Genomic DNA, 21,251 nt, shown 5'->3' on the forward strand with positions numbered 1-21,251 from the left:
CTATTCAGAAAGTGTAGAATGACGATAGCCATAAGTAAAGTAAATCACAAGTCCAACTACAAGAGCAATGCCAAACGCAATCCATGTTTCTATACTATATTGAAGCATAAAGGAAACACAGATTAGAATAGATAAAATCGGTAACAAGGGAACTAGGGGAGTTTTGAATTCCCCTTCTTTAGGCATTCCCTTATCCTTTCTAAGCTTTATAATTCCATAAGCCAGTAAGATAAGATAAGCAAGCGTACAAATATTTAAAAAGGCTGCAATACTAGCCAGTGGAAACACTCCTGCTGCAATTGCAGAAGCAACTCCAGTTAAGATGGTCGCATTTTTAGGGACACGACTTGTTTTGCTTAATTGCTTAAAACTTCGAGGTAAAAGACCATCACGTGCTAAACTGTAAATCATACGCGATAAGGCATAAGTCATAGAAATACACACTGTTATTAGGGTCAAAATGGCCACTAATGACACATAATTAGCTGCCCAACCAATTCCTATACTTCGCAATGAAAATGCGACAGCATCGTCCACATTGAGTTTGCTGTAGTGAACAATCCCTGTCAATACTAATGTAACCAAAGCATAGAGAATCGTTACGATTGTCAATGACAAAACAATACCTCGTGGAACATTTTTTTGTGGGTTTTGAATTTCATCAACAGCCATAGAAATAGATTCAAATCCTAGGAAACCAAAGAACATCAAAGATGCTCCTGCCATTATTCCAGTACTTCCACCATAAATTTGACCAAAACCAAAGGGAGCAAAGTTGGACCAATTTTCTGGTTTAATATACCAGATACCAACTAGAATAAACAAAGCGAGAGCAGAGAATTTCAAGACGACTAGAAGCGAATTAAAACGCAAGGCTGCCTTGGAATTTAATAAAACTAAACCGGTTACCAGTGTCAATACCAAAATAGGTAAAAGGTCTATATAGGTACCCTGCTCAGGGTTAAAGGTCCCATTCAAGGCTTGAGGCATTGAAATACTATAGTTACTGAGCAAGCCTTTAAAATAAGCTGCCCAGCCAGAGGCCACACCAGAAACTGCTGTCATGAATTCCATGATGGTCAACCAACCAGCAATCCAAGCTGGTAATTCACCCAAAATTGCATACAAATAACTATAAGCACCACCAGTTGCAGGAACACGAGAGGCAAACTCTGCGAAAAAGAGGGCGGATAAAGAAACACAAAGGGCAGAAATCACTATGGATACAACCAGTGACGGACCAGCAAGCGTTGCTGCTGCGGTTCCTGTAATGGTAAAAATCCCAGTTCCTACCATGGCACCGATTCCTAATAAAATTAAATCCCATACTTTTAAATGCCGGTGCATTTCAGTACGTCCCAAACTAACATCTTTAGTTCTAAAAATATTCATACTTCATCTCCATTAAATATGATTGTTTTATTTTATCATATAAAAGGAATTTTGTGAATATTTATAAGATGATTTTTCAAAAAAATCTGAACAGAAATAAATTCTGCTCAGATTTTACATATTCTTACCCAACTGATCCTTCCATTTCATAGCTAATCAAACGGTTCAGCTCAACAGCATATTCCATTGGAAGCTCTTTTGTAAATGGTTCTACAAATCCCATAACAATCATCTCAGTTGCTTCAGATTCTGACAATCCACGGCTCATGAGGTAATAGAGTTGCTCTTCTGAAATCTTAGATACCTTAGCTTCGTGTTCCAAAGCGACTTGTGAGTTGTGGATTTCATTAAACGGAATAGTATCTGATGCTGATAAGTCATCCATGATAATGGTATCACATTCGATGTGAGAGACAGATTTCTTAGAGTTTTTATTAAAGGTTACTTGTCCACGATAGTCAACCTTTCCTCCACCTTTAGCGATGGATTTAGACACAATAGACGAGCTTGTATGTGGAGCGTTGTGGATCATCTTAGCTCCAGTATCCTGGTGTTGCCCTGCATTGGCAAAGGCAATAGAAAGCATGGTACCACGCGCCCCTTCTCCATCAAGGTAAACAGATGGGTATTTCATAGTTGTTTTGGCACCCAAGTTTCCATCAATCCACTCAACCGTCGCATCTTTCAAGGCTTTAGCACGTTTCGTTACCAAGTTATAGACGTTATCAGACCAGTTTTGGATAGTCGTATAACGCATATAAGCTCCATCCAAGGCAAAGATTTCTACAATGGCCGCATGCAAGCTGTTACTTGAATAAGTTGGCGCTGTACATCCTTCTACATAATGGACACTTGCTCCTTCATCAACGATAATCAAGGTACGTTCAAACTGACCAGTATTTTCGTTATTGATACGGAAGTAAGTTTGAAGTGGAATATCCACTTTCACACCTTTTGGTACATAGATAAAGGTTCCACCTGACCAGACTGCCGAGTTGAGGGCAGCCAATTTGTTATCTGTTGGCGGTACCAACTTAGCAAAGTATTGTTTAAACAAGTCTGGGTATTCCTTGAGGGCAGAATCTGTATCTGTAAAGATAATCCCCAATTTCTGGAACTCTTCCTTCATGTTGTGGTAAACCACTTCTGACTCGTACTGGGCAGAGGCACCAGCTAGATAAGCACGCTCAGCTTCAGGAATCCCAATACGTTCAAAGGTTTCTTTAATCTTTTCAGGAACTTCGTCCCATGAACGGGCTGGTTTATCAGATGGTTTTTGATAATAAATCAGGTCATCAAAATCAATCTCTGACAAATCTGCTCCCCAAGTTTGCATGGGCATTTTTTTGAAGGTTTCATAAGACTTCAAACGGAATTCTAGCATCCACTCAGGTTCTCCCTTAGCAGCTGATAGTTCACGAATGACATCTTCATTCAATCCTTTTCCTGTCGATAGGACAGGCTCTACATCATCATGGAAACCAAATTTATATTCACCAAGATCAATTGGTTTTGGTTCTACTCTTTCTTCAGCCATAATATCCTTTCTTTCATTCTTCATTTCTACTGATTCATAAGACAAAAGAAACTTGCCTTACTTGTTTTCTTGATTTTCAATTGTTTTCTTGAGGGCGTTCCAAGCTAGGGTTGCACACTTGATACGTTGAGGAAATTTGGCAACACCTGATAAGAAGGCTGCGTCTCCAAGACTATCTTGTCTGTCATCTTTTTGGCCTTGAACCATTTCAGAAAAAATAGTCGCAAGCTCTAAAATTTCTTGTTTGGTTTTTCCTAAAACTGCATCTGTCATCATGCTAGCAGAGGCAGTTGAGATGGTACAACCTGAGTTTAGAAAAGCGATATCTTCTAATCGATTCTCTGCATCAAACTTGACAGAGAGATTGATAACATCTCCACAGGTCGGATTGTTGAGGCTGATTTGCTCAGCGTCTTCTAACTTCCCTTGGTGATGTGGATTTTTCGAATGGTCCGCTACCACTGCCATATAAAGGCTATCTAGTTTAGAAAGTGCCATTGAAAAACTCCTTTGTCTTTTGTAAGGCATCGACTAGCTTGTCGCAATCTGCCTTGGTATTGTAGATATAAAAACTTGCACGAGCTGTCGCTGGAACATCCAAATACTGGAGCAAGGGTTGAGCGCAATGGTGACCTGCTCGAACAGCCACTCCTTCATAATCCAAAGCAGTCGCAAGGTCGTGAGGATGAAGGTCACCTAGGTTAAAGGCAATGACACCTGAACGTTGAGCCAAGTCCTGAGAACCGTAAATAGTCAATCCTTCAATCGCCTGCAGTTTTGGATAGACGTATGCGATCAATTCTTGTTCATGGGCTTCAATTGCATCCATACCAATCTTTTCCAGATAATCCACTGCCGCAGCAAGTCCGATTGCACCAGCCATGTTAGGAGTTCCAGCCTCGAATTTCCAAGGCAATTCCTTCCAGCTAGCAGATTGCTCATAGACGAAATCAATCATTTCGCCGCCAAATTCTACTGGTGACATTTGTTCCAGATACTTTTCTTTACCGTAAAGAACACCGATACCAGTTGGACCCGCCATCTTGTGACCTGAAAAGGCAAAGAAGTCCACATCCAAGTCCTGAACATCGATCTTCATATGAGGCGTAGATTGAGCACCATCCACCACCATGATAGCTCCAACTTGGTGGACCAATTGAGTGATTTCTTTTATTGGATTGACCACACCAAGAACATTGGAGGCGTGAGCTAACGAAACAAACTTGACCTTGTCAGACAATTTAGCTCGCAAATCGTCCATATCCAAGGCACCGTCCTTAAGATAGACATAGACAAGCTCTGCCCCAGCCTTACGGCAGGCTTCCTGCCAAGGAATGATGTTGGAATGGTGTTCCATGACAGAAATCAAAACCTGATCTCCTGCTGTCAGAATTTCCTCAGCAAAGCGCGCTACCCAGTTCAGACTGGTTGTCGTTCCTCTGGTAAAGAGAACTTCCTTTGTAGATCCTGCATTGATAAACTTACGAATGGTTTCACGAGCTGCCTCATAAGAAACTGTCGCCCTTTCTGCCAAGGTATGAACGCCACGATGAACATTGGCATTGTCCTTCTCATAGTAGCGGTTAATCGTTTCCAGAACTGCTAGTGGTTTTTGTGTCGTCGCAGCATTGTCCAAATAAACCAATGGTTCATCATTAACAATCTGGTCTAAAATTGGAAAATCCTTGCGAATCACTTCTACATCTAACATAGGCTACCCCTTAGCGTTTTGACAATTTTTCTTCGATAGTCGCAATCATTTCATCACGAACTTCCTTGACTGGAATCTCAACGATAACGGAGCCAAGGAAACCACGGACAACCAAACGTTCTGCAGTTGCCTTATCTAAACCACGGCTCATGAGGTAGTACATGTCTTCTGGATCTACCTGACCGATAGAAGCTGCGTGTCCTGCAGTTACGTCATTTTCATCAATCAAAAGAATTGGGTTAGCATCTGAACGAGCCTGGTCTGAAAGCATAAGAACACGGCTCTCTTGTTGCGCATCAGCTCCCTTGGCACCCTTGATGATGTGGCCAATACCATTGAAGGTCAAAGTTGCTTTCTCAAGAATAACACCATGTTGTAGGATATTTCCGATTGAGTTGCAACCATAGTTAGTTACTCGGGTGTCAATCCCTTGTACCTGACGGCCACTTGAAAGAGCTACGACTTTCAGATCCGCATGGCTACCGTTACCAATCAAGTCACTATCAAAGTCAGCAACGACATTCCCTTCGTTCATGACACCGATAGCCCAGTCAATACTTGCATCGTTGCCTAATTTACCACGACGGCTAATGTAGGCAGTGACATTCTCACCAAGACGGTCAATCGCCGCAAACTTCACTTGCGCACCAGAACGTGCAATCACTTCTACTGTAATATTAGCAGTTGCTTTGGCACTTCCTTCACCGCGTGACTCTAAACGCTCCAGATAACTAATCTTAGAATTTTTACCAGCGATGATAAGAATATGTTTGTTAAACGGCACATCACTATCACTATCTTGATAGAAAATTCCTTCGATTGGTTCTTTAATCTCAACATTATCAGGAATGTAGAGAACAGCACCACTGTTGAAATAAGCTGTATGGTAGGCTGCCAACTTGTCATCGTCATACTTAACAGATGACATGAAGAATTCCTCAATAAGCTCTGGAATTTCTTCTAAAGCTGAGTGGAAGTCTGTAAAGACGACACCCTGTTCAGCTAACTCAACTGGAGTTTGCTCAAAAACAGTCTGAGTTCCTACTTGCACCAACTTCAAGTGATTATCTATAGCTGTGAAATCTGGAACATTTGCTGATGGCTCACTTTCTGTAATCGTTCCATCACCCAGATTCCAACGGTGGAATTTGACACGCTCAATAACTGGTAATTCTAAACTCTCAATCTTATCAAAAGCTTTTTGACGGAGGTCAGCCAACCAGCTTGGTTCAGCGTGCATTTCTGAAAAAAGTTTAATATTTTCTTTAGTCATTTACTTCTCCTAAAAGATACGAGGGAATTACAATTCTTCCTTGTAGTCGTAGCCAAGTTCTTCAGCTAGTTTTGCGTATCCTTCACGTTCCAAACGCGCAGCCAATTCTGGACCACCTGAAAGGACAACACGACCTTCCATCATGACGTGTACCACATCAGGTGTGATGTAGTTCAAAAGACGTTGGTAGTGAGTGATAATCATAGCACCAAAGCCTTCACCACGCATAGCATTAACACCTTTAGAAACAACTTTAAGAGCATCAATATCAAGACCAGAGTCAATCTCATCCAAAAGTGCAAATGTTGGCTCCAACATCAAAAGTTGAAGAATCTCATTACGTTTTTTCTCACCACCAGAGAAACCTTCGTTGAGGTAACGCTCAGCCATTTCTTCTTTCATGTTGAGCAATTCCATCTTCTCGTCCAATTTAGTGATAAACTCACGAACTGAAATCTTCTCATCATCTTCTTTACCAGCATTCATAGCTGCACGAAGAAACTCAGCGTTAGTAATACCAGGAATTTCTGATGGGTATTGCATAGCAAGGAAAAGTCCCATACGCGCACGCTCGTCAACTTCCAATTCAAGGATGTTTACGCCGTCAAACAAGACTTCACCTTTGGTCACTTCATAGTTTGGATTTCCCATGATAGCGGCAGAAAGAGTTGATTTACCAGTACCATTTGGTCCCATGATAGCGGCAATTTCTCCTGTTTTCAGGGTCAGGTTAACCCCTTTTAAAATTTCTTTTCCTTCAATCTCAACGTGAAGATCTTTGATCTCTAATACTGACATGATAGTTCCTTTCTTTTTCAAAGCCTTTACAGTTCTTACTGGAAACATACTTGATTTCCCTAGAAAATACGGTAAAAGGTCAATAAATATACTTTTATAGTATAACAAAAAAAAGCCTAAAAGGCTTTGATTTTGTCTAGAAGCTGAGGACTAGTCTTTTCCTTTTAAATGCTGGTCAATGACATCTACAATCTTGCCCATCAAGTAACTAACTCGGAAATTTCTAAAGAGCAAAATGGCCCAAAAGGCTGCCATAATATAGCGACCAGTCATCCAAGCTTCATTGAAAAAATAGGTCTCAGCAGCTGTAAACAGCGCGATGATAATAAATTGTTGTCTATTCATAAACTTATTGTATCATGAAATCTTTCTTTAGTCTTCCTCTACCTTCATTTTATCAGCCAAAAATTCAAATCCTTCTGGAATCAGACTTTCTTCTGCTTCTTTTTCAGTTTGAGAAGATTTGGCTTTGGCTGAAAAGGCTGCGCGGACTTCTTTCCATTCCTCCATGGAAATGGCTAAAATTTCGGGTGAAAAACCTGCTGCCTGACTGAGGATGTTACCAAACATAGTGTTGAGATTGTCCCGTTTCATGGTTTGACCAGCATTGAAGTTAGATTCAAAAGCAAGAATAGCATGGTGTTCATTGGCTGCAACCGGTTGAGAACCAACTAGCAGAGCCTTATCAGGACCTCCAAGACTTTCAATCACCTCTCCCCAGGCATTCTGCAAGCGAATCAGATTTTGACGTGCTAAATCAGGATTTTCGACAGCCTCTTGTAGGATCGATTGAACCTTATTGCGATCAACACGATAGACTGTTTTGCCTGCCGCTGGGCGACTAGGTGCTGGACTAGTTGGCTTGGCTACAGTTCCCACATTGGCGAGTTCTTGTTTGAGACGTATCACTTCTTGTCTCAGAGTAGCAATTTCATGTTCAACCGCTCCTGAAAGAGCTGGTTCAGGCTTAATCTCTGCCAAACGGATGGTCATCATCTCAGCATAAATCTTAGGCTGCAAACTAGACTTAATATCTGCTAAACTGACTGTCGCCAAGCGAATCATTTCAAACAGATTTTCTTGAGGAAGTGCCAAATTTTCTACAAAGACTGGACTATGATGAGTATTTTCTCCCCCTGTTTGGACAATTAACAAGTCTCTTAAATAGTGCAAAAGGTCGGTCACAAAACGAGTCATGCTCTTACCATTGTCAAAGAGAAGATTTAAGCACGCTAGGGACTTTGGAACATCCTGTTGAGACAAGGCAGACACATAATCATCCAAGGCTGATAGACTAATGGTGCCAGTAATTTCTTCAGAGATAGCAGTCGTCAGCTCATTTCCCTGTGTCAAACTTAGGGCTTGATCCAAAATAGACAAGGCGTCCCGCATCCCACCTTCAGCCCGTCTGGCAATGATTTCCACAGCCTCTGGTTCAGAACTGATATTTTCTTTTTCTAAAATATAGTGGATATGTTCCTTAATATCCTGTGTCTTAATTGATTTAAATTCAAAACGTTGCACACGGGATAGAATAGTGGCAGGAATCTTGTGCAATTCAGTAGTTGCCAAAATAAAGACCACATTCTGTGTTGGCTCTTCCAGCGTCTTTAGGAGGGCATTAAAAGCTCCTGTAGACAGCATGTGAACCTCATCTATGATGTAAACCTTATAACGGGCAAGACTAGGAGCGTAGGTAGATTTATCACGAATTTCGCGAATTTCATCCACCCCATTATTAGAGGCCGCATCCATTTCAATGACATCTTCTAAACTACCATCTGTCACTGCTTGACAAATATAGCAGTTATTACAAGGTTCACCACCCACTTGATTTGGACAGTTCATAGCTTTGGCAAAAATCTTGGCTACACTGGTTTTTCCCGTTCCACGTGGTCCAGAAAAAAGATAGGCATGACTTATTTTCTCTTGCTCCACTGCTTGTTTAAGAGTCTTAGCCACAACTTCCTGTCCAACCAACTGGGAGAAGTTTTGACTTCTATATTTTCGATAAAGTGCTTGATACATTAGGCTTTCTCCCCAAACATTGTAAAGTCCCATTCTGTCTTTTCAAGCAAAATAGCGACAAATTGTTCCAAATAATCTCGATCCATAGCATCATAATCATCAATCTCTGAAGAATCAAGATCTAGAACTCCAAGTAATTGACCATTCTTAACCATCGGAATAACAATTTCACTTTTAGCTCGACTATCACAAGAAATATAGTTGGGATAAGTCATTACATCTCCAACAACAACGGTTTCCTGAAAATGAGCTGCCTCACCACAAACACCCTTGCCTAGCGCAATACGGATGCAGGAAACACCGCCTTGGAAAGGACCTAAAACCAATTCCTTTCCATCGAACAGATAAAAGCCTGCAAATACGGTATTAGGAAAGCGTGATTTTAGAAGAGCACTGGAGTTGGAAAGATTAGCCAAAACATTAGTTTCACCTTCCAATAAAAAAGATAGTTCTTCATTTAACATTTGATAACATGATTGTTTTTCTGATTCTAACATAGAACTATTATATCAAAAAAGGTTTACAGACAAAAGAAAAATCCCTTGTTTAGTAAACAAAGGATTTTATGAATTTTCAATTTGATTAAAGTTCGATATCACCGAACAAGTCAGCCATTGAGAATCCTGTTTGTGTTTCTGGAAGTTCGAAATCACGTTTTTCTTGACGTTTTGGACGACGTGGACGAGCAGCACGTTTTTCTTCTTTTTGTCCTTCTTCTTGAGCTGGACGCTCTTCCAGAGCTTTGATAGAAAGTGATACGCGCTCTGCATCTGCGTTAACTTCAAGAACTTTAACTTGAACTTCTTGACCAACTTTAAGAGCTTCTTTTGGATTTTCAATACGTTTGTGTGAAATTTGTGATACGTGAACAAGTCCATCGATACCTGGCAATACTTCAACAAATGCACCGAAATCAGTCAAACGTTTAACTGTTCCTTCAACTACATCACCTTTAGCCAATTTTTGCTCAACGCCATCCCATGGTCCAGGTGTTGTTGCTTTAAGTGAAAGTGATACACGTCCTTCTTCTTCATTAAGATCAAGGATTTTCACTTCAATTTCTTCACCAACAGTTACAACTGATTTTGGTGATACGTTACGCTCGTGTGACAATTCAGTCAAGTGAACCAATCCGTCAACACCACCAAGGTCGATGAAAGCACCAAAGCTTGTGATACGAGCAACTTTACCAGTTACAACATCACCAACAGCCAATTTACCGAATACTTCAGCGCGAGCTGCTGCAGTAGCTGCTTCAACAACTTCACGACGTGAAAGGATGAAGCGGTTTTCTTTAGCGTCAACTTCTTTGACTTTAGCATCAAATTCTTGACCTACAAAACGCTCAGTGTTACGTACGAAACGAGTATCCAACATTGAAGCTGGGATAAATCCACGAACACCTTCAAATTCTACTGAAAGTCCACCTTTAACGGCACGAGTTCCTTTAACAGTAACGACTTCTTCTTCGCGACCAACAAGTTTGTCCCATGCTTTGCGAGCTTCAAGGCGTTTTTTAGATACAAGGTATGTAACTGTATCAGTATCTTTACCAACTACTTGACGAAGTACAAGAACATCCAATACTTCTCCTACTTTAACAAAGTCATTGATATCTGCATCGCGATCGTTTGTCAATTCGCGAAGAGTCAAGACACCTTCAACACCAGTTCCAGAGATTGCAACGTTAGCTTGAGTCGCATCAACTGTCAATACTTCAGCACTAACAACATCACCAGTCTCAACTTGGCTAACGCTATTTAGCAAATCTTCAAATTCGTTCATCTAAAAAATCCTCCAACAATCAAGTTTTTCTTTAACTTGACATACTTATAATTTTTTTCCTAAGCACCCGCAAGGACATGTTCATATCGTTCACGTCTTTCAATTATAAAAATAAAATACCCTAAGATATTTTGCTTTTTATCTTGATTATTACCTAAGAACTGGGGTAGCTGGATTCGAACCAACGCATGAGGGAGTCAAAGTCCCTTGCCTTACCGCTTGGCTATACCCCATTAGTAAAATGGAGAGAGAGGGATTCGAACCCCCGAACCCGAAGGAGCGGATTTACAGTCCGCCGCGTTTAGCCTCTTCGCTATCTCTCCGATATTTAACAAAAACTATTATATCATGAAATTTTCAATAAAACAAGACTTATTTTGCTAAATTATAGTTTTCAATCAAAATTTCCACAGCTTTTTCCAATTTTTTATAAAAACTATCGACATTCCCATTCTTTATGATGGCAAATTGTCCATCTAATTCGGCAATTTCTCCAATTACTTTCTTGCCAATGGTCAATACATAACCTTCAAAGCTATCTTTTCCTACACTAACTTTGGCATCTGCCACTTGAATTTCGATTTTCTTATCTTTCTTACTCATTTCATACCTCTCTTCACTTTTTCTATTTTACAAGAAAATCCTAAAACTAGCAAGAAAAAACTCCATATCAGTGAGTGCAACTAATTTGGAGTTTTTTGTGTTTGATAAATTTAGTCAACTTTTACAATCCAACCTTCTGGCGCTTCAATATCGCCGAACTGAATACCAGTCAATTCATCATATAATTTACGAGTCACAGGTCCTACTTCTATTTCACTATAGAATACATGGAAATCATCACCGTGCTGAATTCCACCAATTGGAGAAATAACTGCTGCTGTACCACAGGCACCTGCCTCTACAAAACGGTCAAGGTTGTCAATCGGGACGTCCCCCTGAATAGGAGTTAAGCCCAAGCGATGTTCTGCCAAGTAAAGCAAGGAATACTTGGTAATAGATGGCAAGATAGAAGGACTCAATGGTGTTACAAATTCATTATCAGCTGTAATTCCAAAGAAGTTAGCTGAGCCGACTTCTTCAATCTTTGTATGAGTTGATGGGTCTAGATAGATAACATCTGAGAAATGACGTGACTTGGCCAATTTCCCTGGCAAGAGACTGGCAGCATAGTTTCCACCAACCTTAGCCGCACCTGTACCATTTGGAGCCGCACGATCGTATTCATCCTGAATCAAGAAGTTGGTTGGAACCAATCCACCCTTAAAGTAATTTCCAACTGGCATAGCAAAGATGGTGAAAATGTACTCTTCTGCCGGTTTTACCCCAATAATATCTCCGACACCAATCAAAAGAGGGCGAAGATATAAGGTTCCACCTGTTCCGTATGGAGGTACATATTCTTCATTCGCACGAACAACTGCCTTACAAGCTTCTACAAACATTTCTGTCGGAACTTGTGGCATCAAGAGACGGTCACATGTCCGTTGCAGACGTTTGGCATTTTCATCAGGACGGAACAGCTGAATACTGCCATCCTTAGTACGATAAGCTTTTAAACCTTCAAAGGCTTGTTGTCCATAGTGAAGACTTGGAGAAGACTCTGAAATATGCAAGGTTGCATCCTCTGTAAGCTCTCCTTGATCCCATTGTCCATTTTTAAAACGAGCAATATAGCGATAAGGTAATTTCATATAGGAAAAACCAAGGTTTTCCCAATCAATCGTTACTGTCATATTCCACTCCTTATTCTAAAAACCTATTTCTTTTATTCTACACTATTTTTCTAAAATAGCAAGCATATTTTGTAATTTTCAGAAAATTTCTTCAATAAAAAGAACCAGCTCTTAGAACTGATTCTTCATTTCACTTATTTAGCTTCAGTAAATACTTCTTTAAGATAAGCGTCAAAAACTTCTTCATCTGAAATCGTATCAGAAATGAAGCTTCCGTTGCTGGTTCGTTCTGACAGGTTCAAGTCTTGTAGTCGACTTTCATAGATTGTACCTTTGTTAGATTGAACAATCAGAGTTTGATCGTTCCCGTCCACTTCTGTACTAAAGAGGTCACCAACGAAGCCTTGTTCTGCAACTGCTCCTGCTAAGAAGACCCGATGCGGTTTGTTTTTCAACTCACGTAAGACTTGTAACCCTCGTTTGGCACGGCTGGTTGCCGGAATTTCCTCAATAGAAACACGTTTCAAGCCTCCACGCTGAGTCAAGAGGTAGAAGGATAAGGTGTTACAGATAAAGGCAGATTGGAGGACATCATCTTCTTTCAAATTCATAGCCTTGACACCTGCAGCCTTAGCACCGACAACTGGAACCTCTTCGATATTGAAACGCAGGGCATAACCATTTTGGCTAATCAAAAGAACATCATCTAGTTTAATCGGAGCCACTGCTACAATCTGATCTGTCTCGTCTTTGAGCTTAGCATACTTGACAGACTTAGATTTATAGGTCCGCCATGGAGTGAACTCTTTTCTCTCTACACGCTTGATTTGACCGAGACGAGTCGCAGCAAAGTAGGTTGTCGCATCATCAAACTGATCCACGACTTCCACATAAAGGATTTCTTCGTTAGTTTCAAAGTTTGTGATGGTTTGGCTCAGATGCTCTCCAATATCCTTCCAGCGAATATCTGCCAATTCATGGATTGGTCGATAAATGACATTTCCAAGACTTGTAAACATCAAAAAATGCTGTGTTGTTTTAGCAGCTTGTACAAAGATCAAACGGTCATCATCACGCTTGCCAATTTCTTCCAGGGTTGAAGCGGCAAAGGAACGTGGGCTGGTACGCTTGATATAACCTGCCTTGGTCACGCTGACATAGGTATCCTCCTCAGCAATCAAACTAGCTGTATCAATCTCGATTACTTTCGCAATGTCTTCTAAAGTACTCAAACGTGGAGTCGCAAATTTCTTTTTGACCTCACGGAGTTCTTTCTTCATGAGATTGTACATGGTCCGTTCATCACCGATGATAGCCGCAAGCATGGCAATCTTTTCACGCAATTCTGCTTCTTCTTCCTGCAAGACAACCACATCGGTATTGGTCAAACGATACAGTTGCAAGGTTACGATAGCCTCAGCCTGTTCTTCCGTAAAATCATAACTGACCTTGAGGTTCTCTTTGGCATCAGCCTTGTTCTCAGAAGCACGTATAAGAGCAATGACTTCATCTAAAATAGAGATGACACGAATCAAACCTTCGACGATATGGAGACGTTTCTCAGCCTTTTCCTTGTCAAAGAGGGAACGCGCCAAAATCACTTCGCGACGGTGGGCGATGTAGCTAGACAAGATTGGAACAATACCGACCTGACGAGGTGTGAAATTGTCAATCGCCACCATGTTAAAGTTGTAGTTGATTTGCAGGTCAGTGTACTTGAAAAGGTAGTTGAGAACAAGCTCAGTATTCGCATCTTTCTTGAGTTCGATAGCAATGCGAAGACCATCACGGTCAGACTCATCACGAACCTCAGCAATACCAGCAACCTTATTATTGACACGAACATCATCAATCTTCTTGACTAGATTGGCCTTGTTGATTTCATAAGGAATCTCAGTGACAACAATTTGTTCCTTACCACCTTTTAGCTTTTCAATCTCAGTCTTGGAACGAACAACTACGCGCCCTTTCCCAGTTTCATAGGCCTTCTTGATTTCATTACGACCCTGGATAATCCCTCCAGTCGGGAAGTCTGGTCCAGGTAGGAATTCCATGAGTTTATCAACCTTTGCAGTTGGGTGGTCAATCATATAAACCGCCGCATCGATGACCTCAGCTAAATTATGTGGTGGAATATCCGTGGCATAACCAGCCGAAATACCAGTCGATCCATTTACCAAGAGATTTGGAAAGGCTGCTGGTAAGACAGTTGGTTCTTTCTCGGTATCGTCAAAATTCCAAGCAAAAGGAACGGTCTTTTTATCGATATCCTGAAGAAGATAGCCTGCAATCTCAGGCAAACGCGCCTCAGTATAACGCATAGCCGCAGGCGGATCTCCATCCATAGAACCGTTATTACCGTGCATTTCAACTAGAATCTCACGATTTTTCCAGTCCTGAGACATACGGACCATGGCATCATAGATGGAACTGTCACCGTGTGGGTGGAAATTCCCCATGATATTCCCTACAGACTTGGCCGACTTACGGTAGCTCTTGTCAAAGGTATTACCATCCTTATTCATAGAATAAAGAATACGACGCTGAACCGGCTTCAAGCCATCCCGAATATCTGGCAATGCCCGGTCTTGAATAATGTACTTGGAGTAGCGACCAAAGCGCTCTCCCATGATGTCCTCAAGGGACATGTTTTGAATGTTACTCATATAGGATACAGAGCCCGTAAAATACCAAGTGAAAATAGAAAATTATTGAAGTAAGCAAGCTCACAAGAGAATTTATCTTTTTCACCCAGCATTTAGGGCGTGTTCAACTCCTTTCAAAGAATGTAGAGTAGGTTTTTATGCAGTAAAAGATATTTTACGGGAATTAGTCCCATGTTCAGTTACCTTAAGGAACCAAACAATCCTTTCTGTAGTTTAATCTTTTAAATTAGTCAGCAATTAAGAAGTCTCTCCTCAGCGTATTGAATCATCTTCTCAGCTACTTCTTTATCGTAGTCAAAATCCATCTTTTGAGCAAGTATTTGAGCTTCTCTGTGGAAAAGTTGCATCGTAGCAAACAATGACTGAGTAAGTTTCTCTACACTTGAAAAATCAAGCAGAGCTGAGAATTCCTTCTCTTTCTCTGTAGGCAAATACTGGAAAAGATACTTGTAGTTCTTACCAATATCAACTGTTCCCCTATCACTTGCAACCTGCCAAGCCAAGATCTTCAGGAGTTCTTGTTGGCAAATCCCGTAAAGATGGTCAGTTGCATAGAAAAGTTGCTTGCGACAGATTCCCTTGACCACATAGGCGGAAACCCACCAAAATTCATTGCAGGCTTTTTCGAAATCTATCTGACTAGCTGGATTCTTCCAGTAACGTTGAAGATTTGGAGAATAAGGCGCAAACAAGCCCTTAGAGTCCTCTAACACCGTGAAATCCGCTTCGCTTTCTATCCACTCCTTGATATACTCTTTGGGACATAGAGTCAAATCAATACGGTTGCCATCTTCAAAGAGCATGAGATAGAGACGACGATGCTCAAGAGCAACCTCTTGCTCAATGATACGTGTGCCAAAGAGATCCAACCAAGCAAGGTCACTCGTCAGATTACCTAAATCGTCCACAATATATACCACATCGTAGTCCTGAAACTCATCTTTTGGCGCTTTTGTATCAGTTCGTGAACCAGACATGGCAACAGCCTCGACTTGTAAAGTTTGGGCAGTCTGTAAAATCACATCGAGCATTTCTGTTTCTGTTCTCATTTTAATCCCTTATTAGTTATTATTTTTTTGAGTGTTGTAAAAAATATGTCTATAAAGTAGGCTATCTACTAAATTCTTTCATTATCAAATTCTAAACCTATTTTTGATATGAGTTTTATAACCTTTTTTTCACCTAGCTATTAAAATTTTTCACCTTGTACTATAAACCAATCTAAATAGTAAATAATCACTAACAATTAATTGATTTATAAGTTAGTAATCATAACGAAATATTTTCTCTCAATACAATAACTTGTTAGTCATTAAAAACATGAGAAAAATTAGGAACAATAAAATCACATGAAGAAGCTTACGCATTATACGACATTATCTATAACAATATACATATCTATCTTCCCTGGAATCACTATAGGTTCTTTTCGTTGTTTTCAATAAATTAGAAACTTTTAAGAAAATCATTTCTGCCATTTCATCGCAACACGAAAGCAACTCATCAAGAATTTCTTCTGCTTTATAATAACAATCTTGGTCACAAGCTAATGGGTGAAATCGTGGCACTATGAAAAAATTATGCTTCTTCAAAAATCTTGTTCTTACATTTAATTCTCCATCGATTGTTTGTAGCATACCGTTTTCAGTAAATCTTTTAGTATTATAACTTGTTATAGGATAATAATCACCATCAGAATAAGCGTAGTCTTTAGCAATACTATTCGATTCGCAATCATCTGCATCCCCTCTTATCTTTGCTGGGACATCTCCATCAACCTCAATCATAATAAACTTATTCCAATACCCTGGAGAATTAAAAGCCACCAATCTGTTGATTTTTAGTTCATAAGATAACGTTGAATTAGCTATTCTCATAAGTATTTTTTCGTCTTCAAATTGTAATCTAGATATATATTCATAAGAGGATCCTCTGACCTTCCGGATAGGTGAGACTTCTAAATAATTGAAATCTTCAAAGAAATTTGTTAAACGATTAATTATTACTTTTTGGTCATTATATACTTTAAAGTTCTTATTATCACAATCTGGAAAAGATTCATAGAATCTATTATCAAAGAAAATTGAGGAAGCTAAATGGGGGATTGGTTTATCTTTAGAATTAACTTCTACTTCTTTATTATCAAATTTATTATCAAAATTTTGATTTTCTCCTCCTCCACTTACTTCTTTATTTTGAGAGTTAGAATTCACAACTTGATTAGCTTCCATCAGATGATTCATAGTAGCAATGTCAGCTATTGTAAAATTAGATGCTTTTTGAACTTCTTCAATCAAGAGTTCGTTCAATTCATCCATCAATTCAAAAAACAGAACAAGATCAAAGTCTTGACTACCAATCATTGTTTTGAGATGATTTTTAAATTCTCCATAACTCTTATATTCACTATTCAATGTATACCGAATTTTTATAAGCTCTTCAAAAACTTGATTTTCCTTCCAGACTTTGGATATACCATCATAACTCGGATTTTCGCCATGTCTCTCGAATATATATTTTTCAAAATCATTTACTACATTCTGAATTTTTTGGCGTTCAAGTTTTTCATCTATTCCCAGCACCTCTAAAAGCTTGTCCAAATCCATTCCAGTAAAATCAAAGAAAAAAGATATCAATTTTTGTTTATCCATATATTTTTCTCCCTAAAACACCATCTCCCCACTCTCTTCCAGCGTAAACTTGACATTGTCTTCAATCCACTTACGGCGTGGTTCGACCTTATCTCCCATGAGGACATTGACGCGACGTTCGGCGCGAGCCAAGTCTTCAATCGTAACACGAATGAGGGTACGAGTTTCTGGGTTCATGGTTGTTTCCCAGAGCTGGTCCGCATTCATCTCACCAAGTCCTTTGTATCGTTGTAGGGTAGCACCTTTACCAAACTGTTTTCGGAGTTCTTCTAATTCTCCGTCCGTCCAAGCATAAGCCACTTCTTCTTTCTTGCCTTTTCCTTTGGACATCTTGTAAAGAGGTGGAAGGGCGATATAGACATGTCCTGCCTCGACTAGCGGACGCATGTAACGGTAGAAAAATGTCAAGAGCAAAGTCTGGATATGGGCACCGTCGGTATCCGCATCGGTCATGATAATGATTTTGTCATAGTTGGCATCCTCAATAGAAAAATCTGCTCCAACACCCGCACCTATAGTATAAATCATGGTATTGATCTCTTCATTTTTGAGGATATCCGCCATCTTGGCTTTGGCTGTATTAATAACCTTACCACGAAGGGGCAAAATTGCCTGAAACTTGCGGTCACGACCTTGTTTGGCAGAACCACCGGCAGAATCCCCCTCAACTAGATAGAGTTCATTCTTAGCAGGATTCTTAGACTGGGCTGGGGTCAATTTCCCAGACAACAAGCCCTTATCTTTTTTATTTTTCTTACCATTCCGGCTCTCATCACGCGCTTTGCGAGCTGCCTCGCGAGCATCACGGGCCTTGATGGCTTTGCGAATAAGATTTGAAGCTAATTCCCCATTTTCCATAAGGAAGAAGGTCAACTTATCCGCCACAATTCCATCCACAACTGGACGAGCTAGAGGACTTCCCAGTTTATCCTTAGTCTGACCTTCAAATTGGAGGTGTTCTTCCGGAACCAAGATAGAAAGAACGGCTGCTAGTCCCTCACGGTAGTCTGAACCTTCAAGGTTTTTATCCTTTTCCTTGAGAAGACCTGTCTTACGAGCGTAATCATTCATGACCTTAGTAATAGCAGACTTGAGCCCAGTCTCATGTGTTCCACCGTCCTTGGTGCGAACGTTATTGACAAAGGATAGAATGTTATCTGAAAATCCGTCATTATACTGGAGAGCTACTTCCACTTGGAAGCCATTTTCTTCGCCTTCGAAGTAAAGAACTGGCGTCAAGGTTTCCTTGTCTTCGTTTAGATAAGAAACGAAGTCTTGTACTCCATTCTCATAGTGGAATTCAATCGCTTCATCTGTTCGTTTGTCCGTCAAAGACAAGGTCACATTTTTCAAAAGAAAGGCTGACTCATTAAGACGTTCTGAGATAGTATTGTACTTAAAATCTGTCGTAGAAAAAATCGTCGCATCAGGCATGAAGGTAACCTTGGTACCTGTCTTAGACTTAGGCGCTGTACCGATTTTCTTCAAAGTCGTAACAGGTTTGCCACCATTTTCAAAACGTTGCTTATAGATTGCCCCGTCACGGATAATTTCTACTTCTAACCAGCTAGAAAGAGCATTGACGACAGAAGATCCAACCCCGTGAAGTCCACCTGATGTCTTGTAGCCTCCTTGACCGAATTTTCCTCCAGCGTGAAGAATGGTAAAGATAACCTCAACGGTTGGAATTCCCATAGCGTGCATACCTGTCGGCATCCCACGTCCATGGTCTTGAACCGTTAAACTACCATCTTTATTGATGGTCACATCAATACGATCACCAAATCCAGACAAGGCCTCATCGACAGCATTATCGACGATTTCCCAGACCAGGTGGTGGAGACCAGCACCATCGGTCGATCCGATATACATCCCCGGACGTTTTCGGACCGCATCCAACCCTTCTAGAACCTGAATGGCGTCATCATTATAATTGTTAATATTGATTTCCTTTTTTGACACAAGGAACCTCCTATTCGTTCATCTTTACTATTCTACAGGTTTTCTAAGGATTTTGCAAAATTTTTCTTTCTCCGGTGTGACAATTTCAGAAGAGATTCTCTGCCTTTCTTCTCCATTTCATGATATAATAGGAGTATGATTACAATAGTTTTATTAATCCTAGCCTATCTGCTGGGTTCGATTCCGTCTGGTCTCTGGATTGGACAAGTATTCTTTCAAATCAATCTACGCGAACACGGTTCTGGTAACACTGGGACAACCAATACCTTCCGCATTTTAGGTAAGAAAGCTGGTATGGCGACCTTTGTGATTGACTTTTTCAAAGGAACCCTAGCAACACTTCTTCCGATTATTTTCCATCTGCAAGGCGTTTCACCTCTTATCTTTGGACTTTTGGCTGTTATTGGTCATACCTTCCCTATCTTTGCAGGATTTAAGGGTGGCAAGGCTGTCGCAACCAGTGCTGGAGTGATTTTTGGATTTGCGCCTGTCTTCTGTCTCTACCTTGCAGTTGTTTTCTTTGGAACCCTCTATCTTGGTAGTATGATTTCACTGTCTAGTGTCACAGCATCTATCGCGGCTGTTATCGGGGTTCTACTCTTTCCACTTGTTGGTTTTATCCTGAGCAATTATGATCCTCTATTCATCGCTATTATCCTAGCACTGGCTAGTTTGATTATCATTCGACATAAGGATAATATCACACGTATCCAGAATAAGACTGAAAATCTTGTTCCTTGGGGATTAAACTTAACCCATCAAAATTCTAAAAAATAAACGCCAGTTTGAACAGAACTGACGTTTTTTTGTATGCTTATTTTGATTTGATATAGTTGATACCATCTGCTTTTGGTGCGACTGCTTTTCCAAAGAAGGCTGCCAAGACAAGAATTGTCAAAACATAAGGTGCGATTTGAAGGTAAACCGCAGGCACTCCTTGTAGGAATGGCAATTGAGAACCGATAACAGCCAAACTTTGTGAAAGTCCAAAGAAGAGACTAGATAGCATGGCTCCGATTGGATTCCATTTTCCAAAGATCATCGCAGCAAGGGCGATAAATCCAGGTCCAACAATAGTTGTCACTGAGAAGTTGACTGAGATTGATTGAGCATAAATCGCTCCGCCAATTCCACCTAGGAAACCTGAAATAATAACCCCTAAATATCTCATCTTGTAGACATTGATTCCCAAGGTATCAGCTGCTTGAGGATGTTCACCGACAGAGCGGAGACGAAGACCAAAACGGGTCTTGAAGAGGATAAACCAAGCAAGGAATGAGAAGGCAATCGCGATATAACCTAGCAGACTTGTTGACTTGAAGAAGATATCACCAATCACTGGGATATTTGCCAAGACTGGGAAGTCAAAACGTCCAAAAGTTTGACTTAGGTTGTCGGTTTGTCCTTTGTTATAAAGAACTTTAACCAAGAAAACAGCCAAGGCTGGCGCCATCAAGTTTAAGACAGTACCGCTGACAACATGGTCTGCACGGAAATGAACCGTCGCTGCTGCGTGGATGATGGAGAAGAGACCTCCAACCAATCCTGCTACAAGCAAAGATAGCCATGGAGTTGCTGCGCCAAATTGTTCTGCAAATTCAAGGTTAAAGACAACTCCAGAAAAGGCACCCATAACCATAATTCCTTCAAGGCCGACGTTTACCACACCACCACGTTCAGAGAAAACACCACCGATACTTGTAAAGATGAGGGGTGCTGAGTAAATCAGCATAGAAGACACCAAGAGGGTGAGCAAGGTTGTAATAGACATC

General features: G+C 40.5%; 18 protein-coding genes and 2 tRNA genes. 1 reads left to right on the forward strand and 19 read right to left on the reverse strand.

Features of this window, described 5'->3' with window-relative positions:
* From FBF73_RS02300 to parE, 18 genes are all read right to left on the reverse strand, one after another.
* A complete protein-coding gene (locus tag FBF73_RS02300; protein ID WP_136936863.1) occupies positions 1–1,392 on the reverse strand; it encodes an APC family permease in 1,392 nt (463 codons plus the stop codon).
* Positions 1,393–1,516: 124 nt separating this feature from the next.
* Positions 1,517–2,929, reverse strand: coding sequence for a Fe-S cluster assembly protein SufB (gene sufB / locus FBF73_RS02305; protein ID WP_000797053.1), 1,413 nt, complete (start codon positions 2,927–2,929; stop codon positions 1,517–1,519).
* Between the two features lie 57 nt (positions 2,930–2,986).
* A complete protein-coding gene (sufU, locus tag FBF73_RS02310; protein WP_125411163.1) occupies positions 2,987–3,427 on the reverse strand; it encodes a Fe-S cluster assembly sulfur transfer protein SufU in 441 nt (146 codons plus the stop codon).
* Positions 3,414–4,640 carry a cysteine desulfurase gene (locus FBF73_RS02315; RefSeq protein WP_136936864.1) on the reverse strand — a complete coding sequence of 409 codons (1,227 nt, stop codon included), beginning with the start codon at positions 4,638–4,640 and terminating at the stop codon, positions 3,414–3,416. Before FBF73_RS02315 ends, sufU begins: the two co-directional genes overlap by 14 nt.
* A gap of 10 nt (positions 4,641–4,650) precedes the next feature.
* Positions 4,651–5,913, reverse strand: coding sequence for a Fe-S cluster assembly protein SufD (gene sufD / locus FBF73_RS02320; RefSeq protein ID WP_136936865.1), 1,263 nt, complete (start codon positions 5,911–5,913; stop codon positions 4,651–4,653).
* 27 nt (positions 5,914–5,940) lie between these two features.
* Entirely contained in the window at positions 5,941–6,711 is a 771-nt protein-coding gene (sufC, locus tag FBF73_RS02325) for a Fe-S cluster assembly ATPase SufC (RefSeq protein WP_000114489.1), read from the reverse strand.
* Positions 6,712–6,861: 150 nt separating this feature from the next.
* On the reverse strand, positions 6,862–7,056 hold the full coding sequence (locus FBF73_RS02330; RefSeq protein WP_001081602.1) for a DUF3272 domain-containing protein: 195 nt from the start codon (positions 7,054–7,056) through the stop codon (positions 6,862–6,864).
* Positions 7,057–7,083: 27 nt separating this feature from the next.
* Positions 7,084–8,739, reverse strand: coding sequence for a DNA polymerase III subunit gamma/tau (dnaX, locus tag FBF73_RS02335; protein ID WP_136936866.1), 1,656 nt, complete (start codon positions 8,737–8,739; stop codon positions 7,084–7,086).
* A complete protein-coding gene (locus FBF73_RS02340; RefSeq protein WP_136936867.1) occupies positions 8,739–9,236 on the reverse strand; it encodes a GAF domain-containing protein in 498 nt (165 codons plus the stop codon). The genes dnaX and FBF73_RS02340 overlap by 1 nt, the downstream gene beginning before the upstream one ends.
* 85 nt (positions 9,237–9,321) lie before the next feature.
* Positions 9,322–10,524: a 30S ribosomal protein S1 gene (rpsA, locus tag FBF73_RS02345; RefSeq protein ID WP_136936868.1), complete on the reverse strand. Its 1,203-nt coding sequence runs from the start codon at positions 10,522–10,524 to the stop codon at positions 9,322–9,324.
* Between the two features lie 161 nt (positions 10,525–10,685).
* Positions 10,686–10,757 (reverse strand) — tRNA-Gln (locus FBF73_RS02350).
* Positions 10,758–10,766: 9 nt separating this feature from the next.
* Positions 10,767–10,847, reverse strand: a tRNA-Tyr gene (locus FBF73_RS02355).
* Between the two features lie 49 nt (positions 10,848–10,896).
* Positions 10,897–11,127, reverse strand: coding sequence for a DUF2969 domain-containing protein (locus tag FBF73_RS02360; protein ID WP_125415964.1), 231 nt, complete (start codon positions 11,125–11,127; stop codon positions 10,897–10,899).
* Between the two features lie 110 nt (positions 11,128–11,237).
* The gene (locus FBF73_RS02365; RefSeq protein ID WP_136936869.1) at positions 11,238–12,260 is read right to left on the reverse strand and encodes a branched-chain amino acid aminotransferase; all 1,023 of its coding nucleotides are present in this window, start codon (positions 12,258–12,260) and stop codon (positions 11,238–11,240) included.
* A gap of 134 nt (positions 12,261–12,394) precedes the next feature.
* Complete coding sequence (gene parC / locus FBF73_RS02370; RefSeq protein ID WP_136936870.1) at positions 12,395–14,866, reverse strand: DNA topoisomerase IV subunit A; 2,472 nt, start codon at positions 14,864–14,866, stop codon at positions 12,395–12,397.
* 230 nt (positions 14,867–15,096) lie between these two features.
* Entirely contained in the window at positions 15,097–15,915 is an 819-nt protein-coding gene (locus FBF73_RS02375; protein WP_136936871.1) for an aminoglycoside 6-adenylyltransferase, read from the reverse strand.
* 327 nt (positions 15,916–16,242) lie between these two features.
* On the reverse strand, positions 16,243–17,517 hold the full coding sequence (locus FBF73_RS02380) for a hypothetical protein (RefSeq protein WP_136936872.1): 1,275 nt from the start codon (positions 17,515–17,517) through the stop codon (positions 16,243–16,245).
* Positions 17,518–17,529: 12 nt separating this feature from the next.
* Positions 17,530–19,479, reverse strand: a complete 1,950-nt coding sequence (parE, locus tag FBF73_RS02385; RefSeq protein ID WP_136936873.1) for a DNA topoisomerase IV subunit B — start codon at positions 19,477–19,479, stop codon at positions 17,530–17,532.
* A 135-nt stretch (positions 19,480–19,614) separates the two neighbouring features.
* On the opposite strand from parE, the gene plsY reads away from it, so the two are divergent.
* The gene (gene plsY / locus FBF73_RS02390; protein WP_136936874.1) at positions 19,615–20,256 is read left to right on the forward strand and encodes a glycerol-3-phosphate 1-O-acyltransferase PlsY; all 642 of its coding nucleotides are present in this window, start codon (positions 19,615–19,617) and stop codon (positions 20,254–20,256) included.
* A gap of 37 nt (positions 20,257–20,293) precedes the next feature.
* On the opposite strand, the gene FBF73_RS02395 is transcribed toward plsY, so the two are convergent.
* Positions 20,294–21,250 carry an ABC transporter permease gene (locus FBF73_RS02395; RefSeq protein WP_000029122.1) on the reverse strand — a complete coding sequence of 319 codons (957 nt, stop codon included), beginning with the start codon at positions 21,248–21,250 and terminating at the stop codon, positions 20,294–20,296.
* Between the last annotated feature and the right edge of the window lies 1 nt (position 21,251).

The organism is Streptococcus mitis (genome assembly GCF_005144795.1).
Lineage (GTDB): Bacteria > Bacillota > Bacilli > Lactobacillales > Streptococcaceae > Streptococcus > Streptococcus mitis_BB.